Raw genomic sequence first — 25,634 nt, forward strand, 5'->3', positions numbered from 1 at the left:
TCGGATTGGCTTGCCGCTTGCGGCACTTACTTCTCCACCTTGTCATAATAGACCTGGTCTGCGTTAAGACCTTGGACATAGTTCTTCACCTTGTCGCTTAGCACGACCTGATCGTTGCCTTGAAGAGTAAAGATGAAGGGAGAGCTCGCCTGGATCTTTTTCTGAAGATCCTGATAGAGCGCAACGCGCTTGGCGGCATCCTGCTCCTTGACCGCTGAAAGTGTCTCGTCGGTCAGTTCAGGAATAACCCAGCCGGCATACTTCGCAGCCGTATTGGTTGAATTGTCCTTGTTGATGGCAAAGGCGCTGGCGTTGGAATGCGGATCGAAATAATCCGGGATCCAGTAGCGCAGCGTCATCTCGAATTTGCCCGAGCGGCCGCGTGCGTAGATGTCGCTTGCTACACCCGGCTGGATGTCGAGCGTGATTCCCGCCTGCGCGAAGGTCGCCTGCAGCGACTGCGCGATCGACAGGAACGGCTGGTCATTGAAGACGATGAATTCGACTTTGAAGGGCGTCTTGATGCCGGCATCGGCCAGGACCTTCTTGGCCTTTTCGACGTCGAGCTTGAAAGGCGTGTCGGTCAATGCACCGGGAAAGCCAACCGGCAGGAAAGCCTGATGGACCGAGCTCTGGCCGCGAAGCAGATTCTTGGCGATGCCATCATAATCGACGAGGTAGCGGGCAGCCTCCCAGAAGGCGGGATTGCCGAGCGTCGGATTGGCCTTGGTGTTGAGGAGGATATAATCGGTGCGAGCCGACGGCACCGACAGGACCTTGACGCCAGCCTTCGTCTTCAGGGCTTCAATCTGGTCGGCCGAAAGACCGCGGGCGATATCAGCATCGCCCTGCTCGACGAGAAGACGGCGCGCACCGACATCGGGAACATTGCGGATGATGACGCTGTCGAGCTTCGGCTTGTCACTGGAATTGGCGTTCGCCTGCAACACCAGTGCCTCGTGCGGCGTGTAAGTGGCAATAGTGTAAGCGCCGCTGCCGGCCGAATTGGTCTTCAACCATGCATTACCGAAATCACCGTCCTTCGCTTGCGGCGCGGCACTCTTCTCGTCGACGATCGAGGCAATCGGCGCGGTCAGAAGCGACAATGCAAACCCGGAACCGACCTCAGCGGACCAGGTCAGCTTCACATGCTTCTCGTCCACCTTGGTGATGGCGCCATCAACATTGTCGGCCTTCCAGCCCAATTCGTTGAGAATGAAGGCAGGCGACTTGTTAAGCTTGACGGCACGCGTCAGCGAAAAGATCACATCTTCCGGACGGACCGGATTGCCCGAGGAGAATTTGGAGTCAGCAAGTTCGAAGGTCAGGCTGCGGCCATCATTGCCGGCGACCCACGATGCGGCAAGCGCCGGCTCGATCTTGGTGCCGTCCTGGCGGTTGGACTGGACCAGCCGCTGGTATACATTGTTGAAGGACTGAACCGTCGTCAGCTCAAAACCTTCGGCAGGATCGAAGCTCACGGCGTCATCGATCGACTGAGCAACGACGAGGACATTCGGCGGCGTTTCGGCATGGGCGACGGGCGCACCGAGCATAAGCGCCAGAGTGAATGCCGTTCCCAAAAGGCGCGAACGGACTGCAGTGATCGACATAGATGAACTCCTGAAATGTCATTTTGCGCGGCAGCCGCAACAGGTTTGATCTTGCCCGATACGGCTCGGCTATAGTTGAAGCATGTAGCAATCTCTTCGCGAGGACGCAGGCTAAACGAATCCTGATTTTTGCGTTTCATTCGAATAATTTTTCATAAGCATTTCGCCGCACCCTCATGGCTTGCCCACAGCCCAAGGCGCAAGGCGCACTGCCCAGTTCCAGTCCCTGGTCACGCCGATCAAGGTCGGTGTCGTGACATGCCAATGCATTATTGCGGCGTTAATGATGGGCAATAGGACGGAAGATGGCCCTCAACGCCGGGCGACGGCCAGGAGTTGACGTGGCAATGCCAGGGACGTTTCAACAGCAATCCGGGCTGCGAAATCGAGGCGGGCTGCTACGTGTGAGTCGGGCTTTCATGAGTGAGTCGCAACTCAAAGCCCCTCCAACAGCCTCAGGTCGCAGCCAATAGCCGTTTGATTCACAGGAGACGGCCCAATAGTAGATTCCGGCTAATGATTTCTGTAACACATTGAAATATAATGGGTATATGTCTTGAAACGTGCTCTTGCGTCGCGCAATCGCCTCCCCTTAAGCCTTTGTTTATCACCTATGATTTGACCCAAGCCCGGAATCAGTTAACTGTGAGGCGACGGAAATTTGGCGACGATCGAAAAAAAACCGTCGTGAGGAAAAATGAACGCGAAGCTACAATCGACCGACATGGTGGAATCCTCCGCCGACAAGATCAGCAGGCAGTCGCAATTGCTGTCTGCGCAGCTGCAGTCGATTCGCGAGCGTCTTTACGAGCCCGAATCCGCCAAAACGTTGAAAACCTACACCTCTCGCGAAGTCGCGACGCTGCTCGGCATCGCCGAGTCCACTTTGAGGCAGATGTCGCTCGATGGCGAAAGTGCCATTCCTGATCGGCAGGATAATGGCCGGCGCATCTATACACTTTCGCAGATCAATCAGTTGCGGGAGCATCTCGCGCACAAGCGACCGGCAGAGGCTTTGGAGTTCCTGCCTCGCCGACGCCCTGGCGACAAGCTGCAGGTTATTGCCGTTGCCAATTTCAAAGGTGGCTCGGCCAAGACGACCACGACGGTGCATCTGGCGCACTATCTCGCGATCCACGGATTGCGGGTTCTTGCCATCGATCTCGATCCGCAAGCCTCGCTCTCGGCCATGTTCGGTTATCAGCCAGAATTCGACGTCGACGAGAACGAGACAATCTACGCCGCCATTCGTTATGATGAGGCGCGCCGCCCCATTCGCGAGGTCATTCGCCAGACCTATTTCGATGGAATAGATCTCGTCCCAGCGAATCTCGAACTCATGGAATATGAGCACGAGACGCCGCAGGCGATTGCCGAGGGATATGGCCGCGGCAACGAGATTTTCTTCAGACGGCTTGCGACTGTGATCGGCGAGGTCGAGGCAGATTATGATGTCGTCTTGATCGACGCGCCGCCGCAGCTTGGCTATCTGACGCTCGGCGCGCTTTGCGCCGCCACTGCACTGATGATTACGATCCATCCGGCGATGATTGACGTCGCAAGCATGAACCAGTTTCTGGCCATGATGAGCGACTTGATGCGGGTCATCGAGGAGCGCGGCGGGGTTCTCAGCCATGATTTCATTCGCTACGTGATTACGCGTCATAATCCCAATGACGGCCCCCAGGTCAACATCGTCACGCTGCTGCGATCGCTGTTTAAGGATGATGTCCTCGCACCCGCCGTCGTTGAAACCACCGCTATCGCAAGCGCCGGTCTCGAAAAGAAAAGTCTCTATGAGATGTCACGCGGCAGCGTCGGGCGTGACACACTCAATCGCGCCCTTGATTCCGTTGATGCGGTCAATCACGAGATCTTAAATCACATCAAGCAGGTGTGGGGGAGATAATGGCGAATCCGCGCGAACGAAACCAGCGTATCAAGAGCCTCTTCGGGAACGTGGATCCGGAAGCTCTTGGTAGGCAGTCCCCTCCTCCGCAGCCTGACGCCGACAAGCGGCGGGTGGGTGCAGGGGCCGTCAAGTCAATGGACCGCGCATTCGTCTCGATCGAAGAAGAGAATAAGCGGCTTCACGATCAACTCCTCTCGTCTGAAACCATTATTGAGCTCGATCCGAGCCGTGTGGTCCCGTCTTTTGTCAACGATCGGCTCGATATCGAAGGCGATCGCAATTTCCAGGCCTTTGTCGAAGGAATTCGCGAGGCAGGCCAGAAACTTCCCATTCTCGTAAGGCCGCTGCCGAGCAAACCTGGTCACTATCAGGCTGCCTATGGCCATAGAAGACTGCGAGCCTGCCAGATACTCAAACGTCCGGTAAAAGCCATCGTCCGCGAGCTTTCGGACGAGGAACTGGTCGTCTCCCAAGGCATTGAAAACTCGGAGCGCCTCAACCTCTCATTCATCGAGCAGGCGATCTTTGCGCTCGCATTGAAGGAGAAGGGCTTCTCCAGAGAGACGATTTCAGAGGCCCTTGGTCGTAACGAGGGCAAGAGGCTCGCCTATATCTCGATCCTCACCAACATCGCTTCCCTGCTACCGGAGGATCTGGTTCGTCTTATCGGTGCTGCCCCTTCGACGGGACGGCCGAAATGGGAAAAGCTGGGTTCGCTGATCGAGAATAGGGTGCTGTCCGGCGCTCAGGCGAAAGCGATTGAGCGCGTCGTTCAGGCTCCGGACTGGGCGCAGAGTGATAGCGACCAGCGGTTCGCCCTTATCTTCGGGGCATTGGGTGAGCGCGAAAAGCAGACAGCCGTAATCACCGAGCTGCGTATCGCCGGCATGGTGATTACCGCGACCCAAACGGACACGAAGACGAACATATCGATCCCGAACAACCGCATTCCCGGCCTCTCGACATGGCTGCTGAAGCGATTGCCGGATTTGTTGGAAGAATTTCAGGCTGAGCGGGGAGAGGATTCCAAGATGGAATAGCCGGAGAAATGAAGAAGGGCCCGCCGACGGCAATCGGCAGACCCTTGGTCCATTAGCCAACGGAACGAAGACGAACCGTAAGCATCAGCGTTTAGCAATCTGATTCTAGGACGGTCACGGCACATAATCAAGCCTCTGTCAGCGCAGGGATGCTTTTTTGTGCCCAGTTCTCTGCTGGCTTCCTCACAAACGATATGTGGGACTGCGGTCATTTTCGGCTGCAGCAGGAAAGCTATGACCGAAACGGCACCTGTCGCGTCTTTCAGACGCGTGACACCAGGGATCGTCGCCAGCGCGCGCCTCGCGATGGCCAATGATGTCCCTGATATAGCAAAAGCTGAAATTGCGCTTCTCTTGAAGAAGGCGGCTCCCGTCCTCGGTATCGACGGAACGACCTATCATGTCCTGGATATTCTGCTAGGCCTCTCACGAGCCGATGATTGGAAAGGCACAGGCCGCCCGATCGTCGCCATATCCAATGCGAAGCTTGCCGAGTTTACAATGCGCTCCGAGCGGACAGTCATCCGCTGCATACGCAGATTGGTCGAGGCCGGAATAGCAGCCTATCGAGACAGCTCGACCGGGCGTCGCTTCATCTACCGTGGCGACAATGGCGAAATCAACGCCGGCTATGGAATAGATTTTACCCCGGCGCGCGTAAGGGCTTCAGAGCTCAGGCTTGTCGTTGAACAGTATCACGCCAAGTTGAATCGAGAGCTTGCCGCCAAGAGGGACATAAAGAGACTGGCACGAGCGCTCGAAGACATCGCCCGAGCCTTCCCGGAAAAGCAGGCAGATCTACGTCTATGCGTGAGCTCGATCAACTGCGCGGATGTCACGATTGAAGAGCGAGCAGAGATGTTCAGAACGCTACATCGTTGCGTCCTCGACGAGATCAGCTCATCAGCTGAAGAGCTTAATATGTCAGGCGAGGGTGACACTGATGACAGGCCTTATATAAATAGAACCCAAGAATCTTTATCTGATAGTAGACCATCGGGAACTCGCTCTGAGGAACGAGACATGGATTATGAAGGCAGCAAAGCTGCCGAGATGGCTTTCGAAAATGATGTCGGGGAAATCGACGCCCAAGAGCAAACACCCGCTTCATCGGTTCGAGTAGATGTTGGTAATTCCGTGCAAGTAGAAGTCCTCGGTTCCGTCTCAATCGGCCTCATTCAGGCAGCTTGCCGCGAAGCGCAGGCCCTGCTTGGGATGGAGTTCACTTCTTGGTCGTCTCTGGCAAGATCTGGTGAGGCTCTGAGGCGGGTCGTTGGACTTTCGGAAGCTAGCTGGGCTGACGGCCGCGCCAGGGTTGGCATTTATACGGCAAGCGCAATTCTGGCGACCGTGCTGGAGAAATACATCCGTGATCCCGAGCTGATCTCGAAGCCTGGTGGATACTTCCGGGCGATGGTCGATCGGGCCACGGACCGGAGGCTCAATCTCGAGCGTACTCTCTTCGGACTAGCTGACGGGGGCAAAGGAAAATAAGGAAAGCAGGAAGTAACAGTTGTTACGATAGCAATAGACCAGCTCTGCAGACCTCTCAGGCATCAACTGAATGGAGCGGCGCCTCGAAAGGAGAACCTGATTGTGGCCGACCTCACTGTCCTTGACGGAACGACCATAGCGTTTGACCTCGACGGAACACTGGTAGACACCGCGCTAGATATCATTGGGGCGGTCAATGCCGTTTTGATCGGTGAAAACCTTGCGCCGTTGGACTACGCCAAAAACCGGGCTTTCGTTAGTCGCGGCGCCCGCTGGTTGCTTCAATCGGGCCTTGTCGCTTCGGGCGTAGAGGATCCCGTTGCTCGGACAGCGACCTTGTTTGAGCGCTTCACCCGTTACTATGAAACCCATATCGCTGACGAGAGCCTGCCTTTTCCGGGCGCAGTCGCAGCCTTGAAGGAGCTGAGAGCCGCCGGCACCAAGTTAGTGGTGTGCACAAATAAGCCAACTCATCTTGCGCGCCGCCTGTTGTCCGAACTAGAGATGGTCGCTTTGTTCGATGGCGTCGTGGGTGTCGATGCCGTTTCAGCGAGCAAGCCCGATGCGGCTCATCTGGTTGAAGCGGTTGCGGCTGTGAGTGGCGATATCAAGCGTAGCATCATGATCGGGGATGCCGAACCTGATGCCCGGAGCGCGCGTTCGGCTGACGTACCACTAATTCTGGTCAGCTTCGGTTACAGCGAAACCCCGGTATCGGTGCTCGCTCCCGATGTCCTGCTTGATCAGTTTGGGGATTTGACAGATGCTTGTTGCGAATTGGTCAGCGGAATGCAACCTCGCGAAGCGCTTGGCTAAGTAAGCGCTTTCATTCCATGGCTGCTCACGCAGCGCCGGATTTTCGATCAGGCTCGAGTATGATTGGTCGGGCAGATCTGGTCATGCGTCATCAGCCGGGTCTCGTCCTCGAATAGCGCCGGACAATCTAGTTAGGAAAGAGACGAGAGGACCCGACCGTCCGATTGATTGACAGGTGAACGCATATCAGGCCAAAGGTCTTGGCCTTGGGCCATTGGTGGACAACTTTGCTGGCTAACTATTGAAAGGCGGTCCTGAAATGCGCGGATGACATGTCCCTTTGCCAAGCGACTTGCGACGCGAGGCAGGCGGAGTTGCAAAGCGAGACATTGCTGATGGCAGCGAAGACGCTACTCTGTGGTGAAGAGGTGAGGAATGAACGCAACATATCGACCTCCGGAGGAATTCACCACGGAGCGCTTTGTCGTAAGGCGAATTCGGCCTTACGACGCTGCAGCCATTTTTGCCGGGTGGGCGACGGATCCTGACGTGACGAAATATCTCACCTGGCGTCCACATGTAAACGTGGCGGAAACAAAGGAGGTCACAACACGGTTCCATAGCGATTGGGATGGCACCTCTAGTTTTCCGGCGGTGATCTGTCCTCGGGATGCGCGCAGTGAGCTGATAGGGAGCATACACGCGCGGGTCTCCGGATCGAAAGTCTCTTATGGCTGGCTGGTTCGCAAGGATCATTGGGGACGGGGCGTTGCGAGCGAAGTAGCGCGCTGGGCTATCAGGCACGCGTTTTCCCATCGGCAGATATATCGGACCGAGGCAGCATGCGATATCGACAATGTCGCCTCGGCAAGGGTCATGCGGAATGCGGGCATGACGCTGGATGCTCTGCTTCGGCGATATCTTCAACATCCAAATGTCTCGAGCGAACCGAGAGATGCTTTCCTGTATTCACGGGTTCGCTGACCTCGAAGGGGGCGCCCTCCTAGCAGCATCGACGATGACGGCGGGTAATGCAGGCAGTAGCTCCTTTACTGGGCAATGAGACCGCAACCGCGAGCCTGCTTGGTGTTGGTGGAACGGAAGATCCCGATTACGCGTGATAATGGTTGTTAATGCGTATCGTGTATGGTGGGTTGTAATTTCCGACATAGATGCCCAAGGATGCGATTTTATAGCTCTGCGGTGCCATTGGTTATCCCGGTCGCAAGATGTCGCTGTACGGGCCTGTGTGTGGACGAAGTTTTCGGATTGTGTTGTGAATGAATGCAATTCTAAGTAGATTTCCGTGAGTTTCATCGCAAATGACTCTCAAGCTTGAAGGGCGCAGGATCAGCGGATCTGCTTAAGCCGTTCGGAGGAATCTATGAGAAAAGGGTGGCCGCTGCAGTTACGCACGGCGATTTCGAGATGCATGTGGCTCGGCTTTGAGCTGAGCCGGACAAGCGCTGTCATCGAAGGGTGGAGACGGGAAGGGGTGCCGTAACTGCGTGTTTCGGAGCTCCCGGAGATTGCCGGTTAAAATGGGCTTCATCGTTCCTTTCACGGTCATTGTGGTGCGATCGAAGCACCCGGCGCGTCAGCAATTTCAGCTGTGGTTGGAATGACACTCTTAGCTTTCATCACCGTACATATAGTTGGAGACGCCGATCACCGGAGACAACGTTCAACTTCCGCCGGTTTGTCAAGCGAAGTGATGATTTGACCCCCGCATTGCCTCAAGCAAAATGTTACCGATAGGGTTGATGCTCCCGACGGGGCGCTGCTGATTTGCTGTCCCGGCTCGGGGGGCGGATGGCACGGCGGATCAGCATGGCGACACGGACGGAACTTGTTGAGGCAATCATCGAACGATATCGATCGGGCAGTCGTGCTGATAAGCAGAGGATTCTCGACGAATTTGTTGCGGTAACCGGCCATCATCGCAAGCATGCGATCCGAGTGCTAGCTCGGCGCAAGCAGCCTTCACGCGGGCACAAGAATACGACCCTCCGTTATGGCAGCGATGTTCGAGACGCGCTCATTTTATTGTGGGAAGTATCAGAACGCCTGTGTTCTAAGCGGCTGAAGCCGCTGATACCTGTCTTGTTGCCTGCGCTTGAACGCCATGGCCGACTAGAGCTTGACGCGGAGCTACGCGACAAACTGACGACGGTAAGCCCTGCAACGATGGATCGGCTTTTGGCGGAAGTCCGTGTCGTTGCGCGCGGTGGTCAGCGTCGTCGTGCTGGTATGAGTTCGGCGGTCCGCCGATCGGTTCCGGTGCGCACCTTCGGCGATTGGAACGATCCTCTGCCTGGCTTTGTCGAAGTCGACTTTGTAGCGCATTCAGGCACGTCTTCGTCGGGAAGCTTTGCGCAGACAATGGTGCTGACCGATATATCTACGGGCTGGACCGAATGCGTTCCGGTCCGCACACGTGACAGCGGCAATGTGATCGTGGCGATCAAGCAGGCCCGTTCGCAGTTTCCCTTCCCGTTACTGGGCGTCGACTTCGACAACGACAGTGCCTTCATGAACGAATTCGTCGTCTCCTGGTGTCGTAGCGAGAATTTGGAAGTAACGCGCTCTCGCGCCTATCGTAAGAACGATCAAGCGCATGTTGAGCAAAAGAACGGCGCCATCGTGCGTCGTCTAGTGGGCTATGGTCGGTTTGTCGGTACCGAAGCAACGATCGCCCTTCGTCAACTCTATGCGGTAGTCCGGCTTCACGGCAACCTGTTTCAGCCGTCATTTAAGCTGCGGGAGAAGACGCGGATCGGGGCGCGCGTGATCAAACGCTATCACCCGCCCGTTCCGCCCGTAGCGCGAGTCCTCGCGCATCCTGCTGTGACGGAGGCCGACAAGGATCGTTTGCGTGCATTGCTAGTGACGGCTGACCCCGTTCTATTGTTTGCAGGCCTGCGCGCTGCACAAGAAGAGCTTGGAAAACGAGTTGACCGTCGTGGCATTAGTCAGACACTTGAGGAGCCCGTTGTCGTTGATTTCCGGCGCTTTGCCGCAAATCTAAAGGTGGCCTGGAAAAATGGCGAGACAAGACCAACGCATCGGCGACCGTATCGACGGACCAAACCCCTGCCCAAAAGACCTAGTATGTACGAGCCTTTCGAAGCGCAGATCAAAGAATGGCTGAAGGACGAACCAGCTCTTTCGGCAACTAATGTGCTGCACCGCTTGATCGATATCGAACCGACCCGCTTCGAAGCAAAGAATCTCCGAATGGTGCAACTGCTGGTAAAGACCTGGCGAATGGAAATGGCTGGCTTGTTCATCGTCGATAGTGGCTGGTTCAGGAACGTACCTGCATCACCTGCCACCGCGGCGGCAGGTGATGCAGATACGTTCGCCGCGGTCGGTAACACCAGCCCATGAGGCAATGCGCACCCCCTAACGAAACGAAGAACTGCCCCTTCGGTCAAACGAGGAGAGATCGATGGCGACTGTGATTTTGGCGCATCCAGCATTATCGCGAACGATGCGGGGGCGAGGATATGCTTCAGGCTGATGAGGTGGTAGCGATGTTGCGGCTGCATGATCTTGGCTGGGGCCCCAAACGCCTGTCGAAAGAGTGCCGCTGCGCGCGCAACACAGTTCGGCGGTATCTACAGGACAGCGGCACAGGCGCACCACTCATCCGCAACTGCGCAAAGCAGCCAGCCAGGTCGCCGTCTTGTGCAGGGTCGGGCGGCCTTGCAGCTGAAAACCGTACTCTGGATGATGGGGTTGGGTTACCGGTCGAGATTGCAATCACGCCAAATCACCGCACGATCTCATTGCGAAGATAGTCGGCGTGGCTACGATCTGCCTCTGGCTGTCCACACCCGGAGCGCCGTCCCTGGAGGTTCCCAACGTGGCGTGATGGCGGTCGCCTCGGCTGGGTGGCCAGGACATGTCCAGCAACACGAGCTGGAAATAGTAACAATTGTTACCCCTCTCGGCTGCTTGTTTAGGTATTGCAGACCAGAGAGGAGTGGGGCGCTCGGAGTTTCGATCGGCATAGAAAGAGTAACAACTGTTACTTTGTTTGGCGCGATGATCTCTCTTCTCCATCAAATGGACGAACGGGACCCATCGTCATTGTGGGCTAGAGAGGTTGCAGCAAGCATCGAGTGCCAAGGGGAGGAAGCTCGTGAGAAAGCCGGAAAGCCGGTGCTTACAGCGGCCTATGGACCCCTTGTTGCCCGTGCACACCGTTCTTCCCGATCTGTTTGATCGAGCGTAACCAACATCACTGCAATGGTGATGCTTCCTGCTTTCCAGGTCCACCGAAATCGCCTTGGTTGGCCAGAGAGCGCAAACAGGAGACATGCTTCCACGCGTCGGTTCACGTCGTGTTTCCCTATTGCAGACAGCCAAACCGAAATTGAAGTGGCCAACGAGCGGTCAGCCGCACGAAACATTCCGTCATCGCGCCTGCGCACTTAGTAGGCTGATATAGGTCCTGAGCAATGGCACTCTTCGGGGCCGAAAGCTGTGTCCCGTCCTTTCGGCTCGTTGGATCCTGTCGAGCCTGAACATGCGAAAATCCTCTCGAACCTGACACCATGCCAACGCGGTGAGCGCGTAGTCTGTATAGACCACGGCCAGGGGTAAAATAGTGCGTTCACTGTTCTCGGCATTCCGATCCGTGTAGACGATGTCTAGCGCGTATTCATCCCAACAAGCCCGACGTACGACACCGACAATCGCTGGCACGTTCATTCGTCGATGAGGCTTGAAGACATGCGAGACGGCATGAAGCAATTGCTGCTCACGCCCATCGGGTAGCGTCGCGGCGACCTTCGCCTGCACCGCTTCTGCTGTTGCCGTCATGGATCGGTCGCCCATTGCTCTGACCTCTCCCAGGCCAAGCGCGATGACTTCGATCTCGCTGCGCGTAAAGGTCTGGGGCGGAAGCGCGTAGTCCTCGATCAGCCGATATCCGTAGCCGCGCTCACCGTCGATGCGGGCACCGGCCGCGTGCAGGCTGTCGATATCGCGATATAGTGAGCGCAGTGACACCTCCATCTCCTCGGCGAGCCGCGCAGCCGTTATGGGTGGCGGCATCTGCCGCATCAACTGGAGAAGGCGGAACAGGCGATCGGATCGGGCCACTCTTCAACTGCCGGAAAGTGTCAGTTGGCATCTACTATACCTTTGCCATTGGCTCTCACAAGGACGGACAGATGGCAATCAACACAGTCACGCATATCAATTTTCGCGGTAACGCCCGCGAGGCGCTTTCATTCTATCAGGGCGTATTCGGAGGCAAGATCGACATAATCAGCCACGCTCAGGCCTACGGCACGATCAATCCGGACGAGGTGGATCTCGTCGGCTGGGGTCAGGTCGTATCAGAAGACGGTTTTGCGGTGATGGCTCATGACGTCCCCCCCGGCATGGCTTGGAACGCCGGGGAGATCCCTTACTTTGTTTCCGTACGTAGCCAAGACACAGACGAGATCTCCGCCTAGTGGGCGCGGCTAAGCCAAGAGGCGACGATCATCCAGCCGCTCGGGGCGTCGGGTTGGGCTAAGCTCTATGGCATGCTCAAAGACCGCTTCGGTGTAACCTGGGTGCTCGATGTTCCTGCCTGGCCGGCATGAGACGTCTGGCCTAACAGCACTAATCAGAAAAGCGCGAGCCGCCTTTTACGCAAAAAATCATGCGCTGACAAAAAGATGGAGCGGCAATTTGCGGCCGACGGGACGCGTTCCGCTTTCGCTATGCTGCGAGGCAATGGTCATGCGGTCGGCACAGCACTTGTCAAACCCGCCGGGTATATCTCCGGTCACGCCTATCAGGAGCATGGTACCATGGGTGGATATCTGGCTTTTGCAGATCGTTTCGAGATCGACCGATGGTTGGAGGCAAATCACGGCACAGCTGCCGAAATCCAGGTGCGGATCTACAAAAAGGGAAGCGGAGTGTCGTCAATAGACTGGAACGGCTGCGTCATTGCGTGCCTCACCTGGGGCTGGATCGATGGGCATAAGAAGGGTCTCGACGAGCAATCCTACATTCAGCGGATCACACCGCGCCGTCCCAACTCAAACTGGTCGGTTCGGAATATAAGCATCGCAGAGCAGTTGATAGCCACAGGTGGCATGCCGCCGGCTGGCCTCGCCAAAGTGCTCGAGGCGCAGCGTTCAGGACGCTGGCGGTAGGGATATGACGATGGGTGGTGTTCGCCACAATCTCCATCCATACAGAAGCAGCCCGTCAGCGCCCCACCCACTTCAGGCATGCTCAGATCAATCCTAGAATGGCCGGTGGACCGACAGCGCTCTTTCACCGGAAAACACATTCCAAGTGTCGCGTTTCCAACCGCGCGCGGGTCGCTCTCCCGTCTGATCCAGTTGGGTGGCAATGCCGCGCAACGACAGGCCAAGATCGGCAACGGCAATCGCCGCTGCGAGCTGCATCAGCTGACCTGTTGTGGCCTGGCGGGCTATAATCAGCTTCGTCCAGCCTTTCGCCGACCATGTGACGCGCTGCTCAACACAGCCTTTCCACCGTCTAGTCATGGCCTTGGCGATTGAAGACCTTCACGACATTGTCCCACGCCGGGAGCGAGGTTGCTGGATGGCTGGAAACCAGATTTGCGCAGACGAGATCAGCTTGTTGAGATCAAGCTTTCCTTGCGCCTTAGACACTATCTTGGGAGCTCGGTGATCCGGGGGTGCATTCTTCTTCGACCAGGGGGCCGCGTCAGAGGATGGGTTTTAACCGACTTAGAGCATGGAAACAGCCGACAGAGGCGGAGGAATGTTCATCTCCGAAACCATAGGGTCTGTTGATCGCCTGCCGCTGGTTCTGGCGCCAAAAATGTCGTACCGATGGCGGAAACTAAGGGCTTTGTTTGTTCCGTAAGGGATATTTCTTCGGTCATTTCAAAGAATTATGAGAGGTCTGATATTGCCATGTCGGGGCCCATTGAGAGGAAGGGGACCGGTATAGACGCAACATGGATCAGCGATTCGACCCGTCTCGATTTTCTATCATAGTCGGGAGGAGGATGCGAGACCTACCCTGGATCAACGTTGTCAGCGGGAGGCAGGCCGAACTTTCTTACGTGTCTCCGTCAGCGCGGACATTATGCCACGATCGATCCACCCACCCCGGCTCATCGGGCCTTTGGTGACTTGATGAACCTTATCCGGCTCTATCAGCCGGTGTCCCATTTCTTTGATCCATCGTCAGATGGTGCTGCCACTTCTCGCACTTCGAGCCCAAGACGTTAAGAGCTGCCCGTTTTTTCCAAGGTTGCGGTACCGCGTGGGTTTTCACGCCTCGAGTTGTTTGAGACAGTGGAGGCTGGAGCGTTGGGAGCGGCGGCCGGGAACAACAGGCGCACAGTCAGCCCTCCCCCATTCGTCTCCGCAAGCGAGACGGCGCCGCCATGCGCATCCATGATCTGGCCGACGATGGCAAGCCCTAGTCCCGTGCCCTCCCCCATGCTGCGCTTGCCGCGGACAAATGGTTGCAACACGTTCCCGCGCTCGTCGGCTGGGATACCTGCCCCATGGTCAATCACGCGGATTTCGGCTGACGGCAATACCTCCACGACGATGAGTTTCGTGCCATTAGCGTGCCGCACGGCATTGAGAATCAGGTTTTCGAGCGCAACCCGGATCGCAGCCTCCGATCCGGAGATCGGTACCGGCCCCACTGGGGCTCTCAGTTCAATCTCGATGTCTTGCTTCAGGGCAATCGGCACCTGATCGGAAGCAACGATTCTGGCGAGCGCTGCAAGATCAATCTCGGCAAAAGTGAGTGACTGACCGGAAAGGCGCGCCAATTGCAGCAAGGTGGTGACGATAGAGCCGAGACGCGTGGTGTCGTGGATCAGCCCGTCTCGCAACTCGCCGTGCGGCACTTGTTCCACCTTCAGGCGCATCTTGGTCAGTGGGGTGCGTAATTCATGCGCGGCGTTGGCGAGGAAGCTGCGTTGCGCCGTGAAGGCGGCGTCGATACGCATCAGCGCTGTGTTGAAGGCTGCCACCATCGGCTTCAGCTCACTTGGTGTATCGGCATCTGATATGCGGCGACCATTGGGCAGCCCGTCGATCTGCGCCGCGGACCGTACAACGCGCTGCACTGGACTTGCGATCGTTCCCCGGACAATCACGATCGCGATCGATGTGGTGGCGACCAGAATGAGGCTGAGCAGAGTGACCAGTCCTGCAGGGGGACCTGGTACAAGCGCGACAAGGACGGTTTCCCAATTTGAGAGCACGATCCCGCCGACAGTAACGATCTTCAAACCGCCATCCTTGCTGATCGACCTGATGCCCAACATGTCGCGATTGTCTTGCCGGTAGCGAAACTCCGAATATTGCACTTCGCGCGGGGTCTGCTCGAACACACGCCTGGCTTCCGCGGGTTGGCTGCCTCGCGTGAGCACCTGTCGACCGTCTTCGATCACATACCAATATGCCGGTTGGGCCTCAGCCAACTTGACGAGGTTCCGGGTGAGCGGCAGCCGGTCGAGCGTAAGATGGCCATCCGCATCATAAGTGACGGCGGCAGTCAGCGTGCGAGCAAGTTCGCTCGTATTGATCTGTAGGCGGTCTTCTCCACCTATGCTCAAAATAACAATGAGCGTGAGCACCGTTCCCAACAGCATCACGGTCGCCATGCAGACGACCAGCAAAGCGGCGACAGGGAAGGCGATCGAGCGACGTGCATTTGTCATTTCAGGGCCTGTCCATAGGTGTCGCGCACGCTCTTGATGACGACCTCCAAATCGTTTTGCCGGCGCCAGTCTGCGGTTGCCACATTACCGCAATGTTACGAGGGCACTCAATGAACTCCACCCGGAAGGGCGATTTGTGGAATGCTGTCTCGGGACGGACATAGGATATTTGCTCGCCTAGACTGATGGAGATCAAAAGATCTCCAAGGAACCTCAAGAACATTGAGGGGCAAGTCGACACTGGCCCCAGATCATGGTGAAGAAAAGCAATTCCAGGCGGTCACCCTTCCCCAGCCAAAGGTAGCAAGTGTGCGATATCTCGCCGCGCAGCATCCGATCTCTTCCGGCTTGCCGGCTCATCGAGCGCGTGGAGGCGGCATTGCCTCGACGAGTCCAACGACATGATCGAATCCTTGAAATCGGTATCCGCAGGCCATTGCCTCTGATGCCTGGGCTGATAGTTTCGGCCATGGCCACGGTTTATCGCATCCCCGAGCAGTTCCAGATCGCCGAGACTGACGGGTGGTCGGTGAACCACCGCATCAACTCGGCCCTGCCCGGCTATCTCATGATCAGTTCGACGACGTTCACCAACGATCTGAGCGAGCTTTCGCTCCAATCCCTCAGCGAACTCGGCCCTCTTCTTGCCAAGCTTCAGAGGCTGCTGAAATCCACCCTTGGCAGCGAGCGTGTGTATATAGGCCGGTATGGCCATACACCGGGATATCCGATCCATTTTCACCTCATCCCGATATATGGCTGGGTCGAGGATTTGTTCTGGAGCGATGCCCGATATCGGCTTCTTGACAATTTCGCAGTCGGGCCGGGAGAGACGGCAACCGACGGGGCGGAGATGACCTTGTTTGTGTGGCGCGAATTTTGCGAGCGGCCAGATCCACCGCCAATTGTCGGTCCTTCCGTTGCCGACGTCATTGCGCTTCTACGCGAAAAGATGTCGGCAGGCGGGTGATGCGAGGGCACGGACGGTGTTCTTTCTTACCATGAACTTGAAAAGACCTTCCGATTTCGATGTGCGGCCAGTCCTTGGCTTTCTTGCCCTCTGGTCTCGCGCCGACCCGCAACCTGCATCCAGATATAACCATTTCCAATGGCTTAGCATGTTGTCAGCTGACAACATGCTAAGCCTCCCCTCCCCACGGAACCTGGCCATGCCTCGCGACCTGACGGGAAAGAGCGAGAGTTCAATGACACCGGACCGTCACGAGGTTCGAGGTTGAGCGACTGGTGAAGAAGGCAATCCTCCGCCGCGCTGTCGCAACAAAGCCGTGATCATTGGTCCCAGTGAAAACTCACCCCTCCTGGTTCGTGTCGTCAGGTCGCGCAAATAGGCGCCGGGCGAGCTTATCTGCTCGCTTCGTTCCAGAATGCAGGCAACGATCGTGGCCGCATTTTCCGTGCCCATCGTGTCGCATGCAGATTGATAGGTCGATGTCGTGATGCCGAGCATGGATCGCACTATGATGCCGGCTTCCACGAGTTCGCGCCAGCGCCTGATCTCTTGCCCTGGAGCATAACTGATGATCTGAGGGCAGGCTCGCAGCACAAGCTCCAATGGGAATGCCTTGAGTGGCAGCGTAGGCCTCAAGGATGCCTGATCGGGCCGACGGACCATCTCGCTTCGAGCTGCGTGTTCAGATTCATTTGGAGATTCGGGTTTTGAATCCTGTAAGTGGTGCTCATTATGGGCATCACTGGTGCTCAGATTTTCTGTATTATCCAACTGTTGCAAGCGTTTGAGGATTTCTTCCTGGAGAAGGGTCAGTTCGCGCAGAATTTTTCGGATTTCGTCCAGGCTGGGGGAACGGGTCATGTGGCTGAGAACGGTGACATAGGCCTCCTCAAAGCCAGCCCATTCTCCTGGGGCTCCCTCACCGATCGCCGCCGAGATCAGTTTTCGAACGTTCCGCCTGCAGATGGTCAGATCTTCCTTGGCATGGCGAAACGCTGCGCGATCACTCGCGACCTGTTGTGCCAGTAAGGCCAGTTCGTCTGATCGCGAGAGGAGGGGTGAAAGATCAAAGCCGAACGCAGTTCCTATTTCACCTGCATTATCCCTGCGAGCATAGCGCTTGCCGTTTGCGCTGTCCTTGCGGATGATCAATCCTGTTTCGACAAGCAGCGCGAGATGGCGGCGCAAGGTCGCTCCCGCGATACCGTGTGCACGCTGCACCAGGAGCGCATTGGACGGAAAAACGATGAGTTTCCCACCTTGGCGCAGCTCGCTTTCCGGGTGAAAGCTCAATAGGGCATGAAGCACGGCCAGGGTGCGGTCTTGCAGGCCGAGGAGTTCGCGCGCTTCTGAGGCGTCGCGAAACACTTTCCATTTGTCGACGGCTCTTCCCGTTTTGACACGTCCTACAGCTGTTTGATGTGTAAGCGAAGCAAACGTCATCGGCCGCCGCCCGAACGGCGTCGTCACATTTCCATCCTGCATTGTCTTTCACCTTTTGATCGGCAAAAGAAATCCACTCACCAAAGCGGCGCCAAAGACTCTTGACTGCGATTCATGGAAATGCGATTCTCAGGCTGCTTAGACCAATGAGAGAGGCTTCCAGGACGGCGACGTTTAGGGGGCCTTTTTCTTTTGCTCAGTTTTCCTTTTTCTATTCTTCCTGCAGCGACTTATCTTTCCTGAAGCTCTCATAGAGGGCGGGAAGCTGGCTCATCAAAAAAGCCGCGAACGCTTCATCACGCTCCCGGCTGATCTGGATGTTGCAGTGCTTGGCGGATAGGGACAGTTTCGCGATCTGCGAGCCGGTTGTGGCTCTGGCGACAAGCGGCGCGACTGCTGCCGCCTTTGCGCCCTTGTCCAACGTCTTCAGCGCACGGATCACAGCCGCGAAACGATCGTCGGATCCTTTATGGGCAAAGGTCCTGTCGGTCGTTGCCTTGCGAAGCTTTGCTTCGGATTGTTCCGCCTTAAGCAAATCGGCCAGTTCCAGCCATCGGCCGCGGCCGACCTTCGGAGCGCGCCCGATTGCCACGATGATCCATTCGGGTACGGCTTGTACAACAGCGATTAGCTTTGACACTTCCGCCCTGTCTACGGAGAGGGCGGATTGGATCAGAGGACGCTGGAAGCCGGCTGCCTCGAGCTTATGGGCGAATGCCGCACGCTCGATGAAGCTTAGATCTTCGCGTGCAGAATTCTCTATGCCTTGAGCGACCGCAAGCCGATCATTATCCAGCTCACGAATGTATGCGTTGACAGTTATGCCAAGCTCGGCGGCCGCGCGCAGTCGGCGATGACCATAGGCAACCTGATATCGTCCGGGCTCGGTCGAATGTGGCCGCACCAGGATCGGCATTTGCTGTCCGTGTTCAATCATAGAGGCCTTGAGGGCTTCGATCGCTGTGGCATCCTGATCCGCAAAACGATCGCTGAAGGGAGACGGATCGATCAAGAGCGGATTCAATTCGACGGGGAGAGCACCCTCCCCGATGCTCTGCTTCAAAGCCTCGTATTCGCGCTCGACCTCCGAGAAGGTGTCCTGCAGCGAGCGGACTGCTCCGGAGGTTACGCGCTGCACGGCTCCACGGTTCTCGCTCTGCTGGGTGTCCTCCACTCCGGCTGCAAAGAGAGAGCGGATCGATTGTGTGCGCTTGCTCATGGCTCGGATCCCTTCTCCGGCTTGCCGGGAAACTCGGCTGCTTTGGGCATGTTGTCTGCAGACAACATATTAAGCCGTTGATTTTCTTGGATATGTATCATCGCTACCTACCCCATACGCCGTTGATAAGCCCAATGGCCTCGCGGTTGACGGCACTGATTGACTCCATCGCGCGGTCATAGGTCGAGCGGCCGACCGCACCTCGGGAAAGCTCGTAGAGCGACTGCTTGGTCAAGCCGGCATTGGCGATCGCGGTTGATTTCCAGGCTGCAGCAGCCATGACATCGGTTGAGAAAACATCACGCAGCAATGCGACGATCTCCTGCTCTGGAACATCGCGGGGATCATGCCGGGTCACGAGAAACCGCAGAAAGTCATAATCGAGCCGACCACCTGCCTCTTCAATGACGGACACCAGGTCGGATGTCATCAACAGGAACTGACTCATGGAGGCGACATCTACCATCTGCGGATGGACGGTGACGATCATGCCCGTTGCGGCATTCAGGGCGCCCATCGTCAGGAAGCCGAGCTGCGGCGGGCAATCCACGACGACGACATCAAAATCATCGGCAACCTGATCGACGGCACCGGCGACGCGTCTGAAGAAGAGATCACCCGGGCGCCCCCTATTTTGCAACATATAACGCGGTGTCTGATGTTCGAACTCCATCAGCTCCAGGTTTCCCGGAACGATGCTGATGCCTGAAAAATAGGTCGGCTGCACGACATCTTTCATCGCGACGCGGTCATCGTCGTAGCGGATCGCGCCGTAGAGCGTCGCGTTTTCAGCAACATCAAATTCGGGCTGGTAACCGAACATGGCGGAAAGTGAAGCCTGAGGATCGAGATCGATTGCCAGAACCCGATACCCTTGCAGAGCCAAGCCTTGCGCCAGGTAGACCGAGGTCGTCGTCTTTGCCGACCCGCCCTTGAAGTTAGCGACCGTTATGATCTGCAGTTTTTCGCCATCGCGACGCCGAGGCCAGAATCGGACCGCTTCTTTTGGTCGAGCGCTGGCGAGATATTGGCGCAGTTCATTGATCTGCTGGAGCGTATAGGATCGCCGGCCACCGTTTCCGAGATCGGGCGACGGGCCAAGTCCGTCCAGGGAGAGCTGGCGAAGATATCCGTCCGATACGCCGACGATATCCGCGACTTCTCCTGACGTGAATGACCGAAGCGATTTCTGCGCCACAGGAGGGAAGGCTCGCTCGCCGACTGCGCGCAATCGCACGGAGAGCGCTTCCGCACGCTGGGTAATGTGTGCGGACGTTGATGCTCGATTGAGGTTTGCGTCAATCACGTTCAAGGTAGCCTCAGTTTCCAGACGGTTTATCGGCGTCAGACGCGCTCTTTCCGTCTCAAGCTAAGCCATGATTCTAGATTCGTCGCAAGGAAAATAGGGTTAACGGTGCGCTAAGCCGTATGGGAGGCGCTAACCATGTTCTCTTCACATCCACGGTTCTGTCATCCCTCAATCGGAGAGCTGAAGTCGGGTTTGGCAAAGCGTCAGGTGTGGTGTGGGTGGCAAGATCGGTCGTCTCCTGGGGGCGTATCCCGAATCTCGACTGCCAAGGTTTACGCAGCCGCTTTCACGCGCTAGAGGTTTGACGACATGATCCGGCGTCGGCAGCATCTGGCAGCCGCGCGGATCGCAGACCATAAAACGCGAAAGACGACTGATATGAGCGGCGACGATTACATCTATGACGAAGCAACTGGCGAATGGCGTCCGGCATCGGAGATTGCTCAGGAGCGAGCAAAGGGTGCAGAGGTCCGGGATGCTTCGGGCAATGTTCTCGCCGACGGCGATTCCGTCGTGCTGGTCAAGGACCTCAAGGTCAAGGGCGCGGGCCAGACCCTGAAACAGGGAACGGTCATTCGTTCGATACGGCTGACCGATAATCCGGAAGAGATCGATTGCCGTCACGATGCCATCAAGGGGCTGGTCTTGCGCACCGAGTTTGTGCGCAAGCGCTGATTTGCGCCTCCGGTCACCCGGAGTTCTGCCGCGTCATCGCGATCCGGCGGGAATTGCAGGCCGATGAACGGATGGCCGGATGCCGGCCACCATGGTCTTGGCCGCGCGCTGTGCTTATCCGGCGCGCGCCATTTGGTCGGAAAGCCGACTTCCAACTCGCGTCAGTAGAGCAATCGCGCCCGTATTGTTCCCGGGATCTGACGAAGCGCATCAAGTATCTCATCTGCGATCTGGCCGGCACCTTCGGCCTCGATGACCACATAGCCCGTATCGCCATAGGTCTGCAGGAACTCGCCGACGATATTCAGTGCGCGGGACGAGAAAACCTCGTTGAGATTGTTCAGAATGCCGGGGCGATTTTCGTGAACGTGGATGAAGCGCGTGCCGTTCGGCCGCGGCGGCAACTGAACCTGGGGAAAGTTGACCGCGCCGAGCGTCGAGCCGACGTCGGAATATTCCACCAGCTTTCTGGCGACTTCCCTGCCGATGCGCTCCTGCGCTTCCTCGGTCGAGCCGCCGATATGCGGCGTAAGAATGACATTGTCCAAGCCCTGCAGCGGCGTCTTGAAGCGCTCGCTGTTCGATGCCGGCTCCTTTGGGAACACGTCGACGGCGGCACCCGCAAGATGCCCATCCTTCAAAACCTTCGCGAGCGCTTCCAGATCCACAACGGTTCCGCGGGAATTGTTGATGAAGAGGGCACCCTTCTTCATCCGGCGCAGCTCAGCTTCAGTGATCATATTTTGCGTCGCGCTGGTCTCCGGAACGTGCATGGTCACGAAGTCGGAGATCTCCAGCAACTCTCCGAGCGTCGCCATCGATTCCGAATTGCCGTGGCGAAGCTTGTCCGAGGGATCGAAGTAGCGCACGATCATCCCCATGCTTTCCGCAAGCACGCTGAGCTGCGAGCCGATATTGCCATAACCGACAATACCAAGCGTTTTGCCGCGCACTTCGCGACTGCCCGCGGCAGATTTGTCCCATCCGCCCTCGTGCGCAGACGCCGAGCGCGGCAAGATCCGCCTAGTCAGCATTATGATCTCACCAATCACAAGCTCGGCAACCGAGCGCGTGTTCGAATAGGGGGCGTTGAATACGGGGATCCCGCGGTGCCGCGCCGCATCCAGGTCGACCTGATTGGTTCCAACGGAAAAGCAGCCGACTGCCATGAGCTTGCGAGCGGAGTTGAAAATCTCTTCGGTCAGCTCCGTGCGCGAGCGAATGCCAATAATGTGCGCATCGGCAATGCGTCCTTTGAGATCCTTGTCGTCCAGAGCCTTCGGCAGATGGGTGACATTGGCGTAGCCGGACGATGAAAAATAGTCCACCGCCGTCTGGCTGATGCCCTCAAGGAGAAGGACGGAAATCCGATCGCGCGGAAGGGAAAGTTGTCGGGTCATTGAATTGCTTTCGCTTCTAGAATTCAACCAAGCTCGATGCCGCTCGTGCGCTGACGCCACGGACATTGCAAAATGTTTTGCGACCATCCGACCGGCAGCGCAAGAACAAACTCACCGTCAATCGCGATCATGCCCAGAGGGCATCTTCCGATCCTGGCGATTGTTCGAGCCTTGGTGCGTCGTCACCTTGATATCAGACGCGGCAAGTGAATGTACTTTGCCGGCTAATGATGTGCGATCTTTTGCGCGGCGCTGCTCTATCAAGGCTGGTCGAGATTTTGCCATCGTCGATAATTGAGACACCCTTGACTTGCATTCTTTCACCGCTACAGCTGCGTTTGAGGTTTTACGACCATTGTATTTGGCCGGGAAAGCTGGCTGGACCACTGCTAATCAGACCCTTCGTTTTTCCAGCAAAGGCTGACGTTGATGATCCCGAGAACTCTACAGCTTGCCTTCCTTTTTTCATGCCTTGGTACTTTGAGCGGATCATATGCCGTGGCGCAGGATACCGCACCCGTGATCTCCGGCAGTTTTGCCGATCTATGCGCCGCCAGTAGCGAACAGCCATCGAAGCTTTGGAAGATCAGCAGCCGGCTGGACCCAGCCTCATGGAGGTCGCGTATCGTCTGCGACCTCTCATCTCCTTCCCGCCCAATCCTGCATATCACGGTCCACCCCGGTGATGCTCCTGACCAGAGTGTCGGCGACGCGCCCACCGAACGGGTGGAAATCCAGATCAGAAAACAGATCATCAAGTTCGACAGACCGATCTGGTATCACTTCGCCTTTCGGCTGGAAGCCCCTTGGCAGGGGATCGGCAATCGCACGGTTATCCATCAGGTAAAGCAGAATATTCCGACAGAAGAGACGAAGCCCCTTGGGATCTGTCAGTCAGCCAACCCGCTTTTCAAAATCGAAGCCATACCGTCCGCCACAGGAGCAGACTTCGTTGCCAAAGTGAGGGGAACGACCGACTGCAACGCCGGACGCTCCAAGATCATTTGCGGTCCCTGGCACCTGAATGTGGGTGACTGGAACGATGTGAACATGATGCTGAAGCCGAGCTTGCAGGAGGGAGAGAGCGCCTTACAGGTCTATCTCAATGGCCGTTCCTGCGATATCGCCTACACGGGGCGCCTCGGCTATCTCGATCACGGCGTGCGGGATGAGAATGGCCACCCCTTCATTGATACTCAACCACGCTTTGGGATCTACAGAGACACTCTACCCGATGTCGTGCAGTCGATTGATTTTGCAGATATCCAGTTCTGGTCGGCCGACCCTTCCGGCGACCCCACCTGGTCGAAGCAAACGGCATCCTCCAAGTGAGGTTCTCCAAATGATCGTCAAAGATCGTTTGGTCGCACTGAAGGCGGCGAAGTCTGCAAGCCGAAAGTGAACGGCAGGGGCCAGTAGCGTCTGCCGTCGTTTCCATTTCCCGCCTTGCCGAAGCTTTGCAGCCTCCGGCAACGGGGAGTTGCGATCAGAGCACGACGACCTTTGTCCCCACGCCGACGCGGCCGTAGAGATCCATCACATCCGGATTGGCCATGCGGATGCAGCCGGAAGATACCGCCTTACCGATCGAGTTCGGCTCGTTGGTGCCGTGGATGCGATAGAGAGTCGAGCCGAGATAGAGCGCGCGTGCGCCCAACGGATTGTTGAGGCCACCTTCCATGCGGTCAGGCAACTCCGGGCGACGAGCGATCATCTCCTTGGGCGGCGTCCAACTCGGCCACTCCGCCTTGCGGCTGATCGTTTGCGTCCCCTTCCATGAGAAGCCCTGCTTGCCAACGCCGATGCCGTATTTGAGAGCGGTTCCATCGTTGAGTACGAGATAGAGGCGTCTTTCCTTGGTGGAGATTACGATCGTGCCGGGGTCGTAGCCGGAGAAGGCAACAACGCTGCGCGGGATTGGCGATCGTGCCAGACTTGCCTGACTGTCATCCTTGATCCCAGGACTGAACTGCGGGGAGACGGCGCGCGGATCGATCGAAGCCTGTCGTTGCGGACGGCGATCCAACGGGAAATCCTCGTCTTCATCGTCATAATATTCATCGCCGCGGCCGCGATAGGAGTAGTTGTCATTGTAGCGCCGATCGTCGCGATAGCGCGGCGGCGGTTCCCGCCAATCGCGTTGAATGACATAGCCGCCATCCGCATCGTCGCCATAATCAGGTAAATATCTCCATTCCTGGGCATGTACCGAGACGCTCGTCGCAAGCACAGCCAGAGCAGGCAAAAGAACCGATCTTATAGTCTTCATCTCATAAACCATGTTTCCCGGAGAACGCACGGGACTGCGCCCCGCGCGGGCGGGGTATGCGAGCAAGCGACAATTCCGGAAACCGCAGGCGTAATTGTGGCAGCGGCGACCGAAAGCCGACATTTTCCTACATGTATTTTAGTGGCGTGATACGGATGCACAGATGCGAGATGCATAGGACATCCGCAATTTATCGCTCCGCTGCGAGAGATCATTGCATGCCTCAAACAGAAGCTGTTGGTGCGCGTACGGGAACCCTGCTCGATTCATTATGTGCAGCTGTCAGTATTTGCAGCATTTTCACGAAGCTATCGGCCCCCTCATCGCCAAGGGGGGCCAAAAGGCGGCGTTGGCTGTCCCTGACCTTGTCGGACATCGCATCGAGAAGAGCAAGTCCATCTTTCGTCACGGAGAGACGTCTGGCTCTTTTGTCGGCGGGATCGACTTCTCGCAAGATCAACCCCTGCGCTTCAAGTCTCTCGACACATTTGGTGATGGAGGATCTGTCCAGGGCGGAACGCTCCATCAGCCGCGTCTGATCCATGCCTGGCTCATGCGCAATCAGGGACAGGGCACCCCACTGCGCCGTCGTGAGGTCGAAGCCCTGGGTTTCCTCCAGAAAGACGCCGATCGCGATCTGATTGCATCGACGGATGAGGAATGCGGGGAGATTCAGTATTTCTTCGAGCGGCAACATAAAAATGCAGGTCCTCTTTTCCCGGTGACTTCCGTTCCCACGGCCTGATCGTAAGCAAGTCATTGGGCTGCTGAAATTCAGGTCAAAGAATATCTGTATCAAGCCGCTCGCCGCGTCCAGACGGGGTCGGCATCACGCTCGA

General features: G+C 56.9%; 21 protein-coding genes and 1 pseudogene. 12 read left to right on the plus strand and 10 right to left on the minus strand.

Annotated elements, in window-relative coordinates:
- Positions 1–26: 26 nt before the first annotated feature.
- The gene (locus tag QD461_RS23540; RefSeq protein ID WP_414089902.1) at positions 27–1,613 is read right to left on the minus strand and encodes an ABC transporter substrate-binding protein; all 1,587 of its coding nucleotides are present in this window, start codon (positions 1,611–1,613) and stop codon (positions 27–29) included.
- Positions 1,614–2,310: 697 nt separating this feature from the next.
- Between QD461_RS23540 and repA (QD461_RS23545) the strand changes: the two genes are divergently transcribed.
- From repA (QD461_RS23545) to QD461_RS23575, 7 genes and pseudogenes are all read left to right on the plus strand, one after another.
- Positions 2,311–3,522 (plus strand): plasmid partitioning protein RepA, encoded by a 1,212-nt coding sequence (gene repA, locus QD461_RS23545; protein ID WP_414089903.1) that lies wholly within the window; start codon positions 2,311–2,313, stop codon positions 3,520–3,522.
- Positions 3,522–4,565: a plasmid partitioning protein RepB gene (gene repB / locus QD461_RS23550; RefSeq protein ID WP_414089904.1), complete on the plus strand. Its 1,044-nt coding sequence runs from the start codon at positions 3,522–3,524 to the stop codon at positions 4,563–4,565. The genes repA (QD461_RS23545) and repB (QD461_RS23550) overlap by 1 nt, the downstream gene beginning before the upstream one ends.
- Positions 4,566–4,799: 234 nt before the next feature.
- The gene (gene repC / locus QD461_RS23555) at positions 4,800–6,059 is read left to right on the plus strand and encodes a plasmid replication protein RepC (RefSeq protein WP_414089905.1); all 1,260 of its coding nucleotides are present in this window, start codon (positions 4,800–4,802) and stop codon (positions 6,057–6,059) included.
- A 102-nt stretch (positions 6,060–6,161) separates the two neighbouring features.
- Complete coding sequence (locus tag QD461_RS23560) at positions 6,162–6,875, plus strand: HAD family hydrolase (protein WP_414089906.1); 714 nt, start codon at positions 6,162–6,164, stop codon at positions 6,873–6,875.
- Between the two features lie 375 nt (positions 6,876–7,250).
- The gene (locus QD461_RS23565; protein ID WP_414089907.1) at positions 7,251–7,799 is read left to right on the plus strand and encodes a GNAT family N-acetyltransferase; all 549 of its coding nucleotides are present in this window, start codon (positions 7,251–7,253) and stop codon (positions 7,797–7,799) included.
- 828 nt (positions 7,800–8,627) lie between these two features.
- A complete protein-coding gene (locus tag QD461_RS23570; protein ID WP_414089908.1) occupies positions 8,628–10,205 on the plus strand; it encodes a transposase in 1,578 nt (525 codons plus the stop codon).
- Positions 10,206–10,266: 61 nt separating this feature from the next.
- A pseudogene (locus tag QD461_RS23575) lies at positions 10,267–10,555 on the plus strand (IS21 family transposase); the annotation flags it as partial.
- A 682-nt stretch (positions 10,556–11,237) separates the two neighbouring features.
- Here the strand turns inward: QD461_RS23575 and QD461_RS23580 are convergent.
- A complete protein-coding gene (locus tag QD461_RS23580) occupies positions 11,238–11,927 on the minus strand; it encodes a helix-turn-helix transcriptional regulator (RefSeq protein ID WP_414089909.1) in 690 nt (229 codons plus the stop codon).
- A 71-nt stretch (positions 11,928–11,998) separates the two neighbouring features.
- Here QD461_RS23580 and QD461_RS23585 point away from each other — a divergent pair, with 71 nt between their 5' ends.
- Together QD461_RS23585 and QD461_RS23590 are read left to right on the plus strand one after the other, a co-directional pair.
- The gene (locus tag QD461_RS23585; RefSeq protein WP_414089910.1) at positions 11,999–12,286 is read left to right on the plus strand and encodes a hypothetical protein; all 288 of its coding nucleotides are present in this window, start codon (positions 11,999–12,001) and stop codon (positions 12,284–12,286) included.
- Between the two features lie 207 nt (positions 12,287–12,493).
- Positions 12,494–12,979: a YdeI/OmpD-associated family protein gene (locus QD461_RS23590; RefSeq protein ID WP_414089911.1), complete on the plus strand. Its 486-nt coding sequence runs from the start codon at positions 12,494–12,496 to the stop codon at positions 12,977–12,979.
- A gap of 93 nt (positions 12,980–13,072) precedes the next feature.
- Here QD461_RS23590 and QD461_RS23595 read toward each other — a convergent pair whose 3' ends face one another.
- Positions 13,073–13,339, minus strand: a complete 267-nt coding sequence (locus QD461_RS23595; protein WP_414089912.1) for a hypothetical protein — start codon at positions 13,337–13,339, stop codon at positions 13,073–13,075.
- Between the two features lie 713 nt (positions 13,340–14,052).
- Positions 14,053–15,510 (minus strand): sensor histidine kinase, encoded by a 1,458-nt coding sequence (locus QD461_RS23600; RefSeq protein WP_414089913.1) that lies wholly within the window; start codon positions 15,508–15,510, stop codon positions 14,053–14,055.
- Positions 15,511–15,955: 445 nt separating this feature from the next.
- Between QD461_RS23600 and QD461_RS23605 the strand changes: the two genes are divergently transcribed.
- Complete coding sequence (locus QD461_RS23605; RefSeq protein ID WP_414089914.1) at positions 15,956–16,480, plus strand: HIT family protein; 525 nt, start codon at positions 15,956–15,958, stop codon at positions 16,478–16,480.
- Positions 16,481–16,729: 249 nt separating this feature from the next.
- Here the strand turns inward: QD461_RS23605 and repC (QD461_RS23610) are convergent, their stop codons facing one another.
- From repC (QD461_RS23610) to repA (QD461_RS23620), 3 genes are all read right to left on the minus strand, one after another.
- On the minus strand, positions 16,730–17,965 hold the full coding sequence (gene repC, locus QD461_RS23610; protein WP_414089915.1) for a plasmid replication protein RepC: 1,236 nt from the start codon (positions 17,963–17,965) through the stop codon (positions 16,730–16,732).
- A gap of 169 nt (positions 17,966–18,134) precedes the next feature.
- The gene (gene repB / locus QD461_RS23615; RefSeq protein WP_414089916.1) at positions 18,135–19,142 is read right to left on the minus strand and encodes a plasmid partitioning protein RepB; all 1,008 of its coding nucleotides are present in this window, start codon (positions 19,140–19,142) and stop codon (positions 18,135–18,137) included.
- A 103-nt stretch (positions 19,143–19,245) separates the two neighbouring features.
- Positions 19,246–20,454, minus strand: coding sequence for a plasmid partitioning protein RepA (gene repA / locus QD461_RS23620; protein WP_414089917.1), 1,209 nt, complete (start codon positions 20,452–20,454; stop codon positions 19,246–19,248).
- Positions 20,455–20,829: 375 nt separating this feature from the next.
- Here repA (QD461_RS23620) and QD461_RS23625 point away from each other — a divergent pair, with 375 nt between their 5' ends.
- Positions 20,830–21,126, plus strand: a complete 297-nt coding sequence (locus QD461_RS23625) for an alkylphosphonate utilization protein (protein WP_414089918.1) — start codon at positions 20,830–20,832, stop codon at positions 21,124–21,126.
- A gap of 161 nt (positions 21,127–21,287) precedes the next feature.
- Here the strand turns inward: QD461_RS23625 and serA are convergent, their stop codons facing one another.
- Positions 21,288–22,526: a phosphoglycerate dehydrogenase gene (gene serA / locus QD461_RS23630; protein WP_414089919.1), complete on the minus strand. Its 1,239-nt coding sequence runs from the start codon at positions 22,524–22,526 to the stop codon at positions 21,288–21,290.
- Between the two features lie 498 nt (positions 22,527–23,024).
- Between serA and QD461_RS23635 the strand changes: the two genes are divergently transcribed.
- A complete protein-coding gene (locus QD461_RS23635) occupies positions 23,025–23,858 on the plus strand; it encodes a heparin lyase I family protein (RefSeq protein ID WP_414089920.1) in 834 nt (277 codons plus the stop codon).
- A 154-nt stretch (positions 23,859–24,012) separates the two neighbouring features.
- Here the strand turns inward: QD461_RS23635 and QD461_RS23640 are convergent, their stop codons facing one another.
- Positions 24,013–24,552 (minus strand): L,D-transpeptidase, encoded by a 540-nt coding sequence (locus tag QD461_RS23640; RefSeq protein ID WP_414089991.1) that lies wholly within the window; start codon positions 24,550–24,552, stop codon positions 24,013–24,015.
- A gap of 466 nt (positions 24,553–25,018) precedes the next feature.
- Complete coding sequence (locus QD461_RS23645; protein ID WP_414089992.1) at positions 25,019–25,555, minus strand: MarR family winged helix-turn-helix transcriptional regulator; 537 nt, start codon at positions 25,553–25,555, stop codon at positions 25,019–25,021.
- Positions 25,556–25,634 lie beyond the last annotated feature (79 nt).

Source organism: Rhizobium sp. BR 314, assembly GCF_047445805.1.
GTDB lineage: Bacteria > Pseudomonadota > Alphaproteobacteria > Rhizobiales > Rhizobiaceae > Rhizobium > Rhizobium lusitanum_B.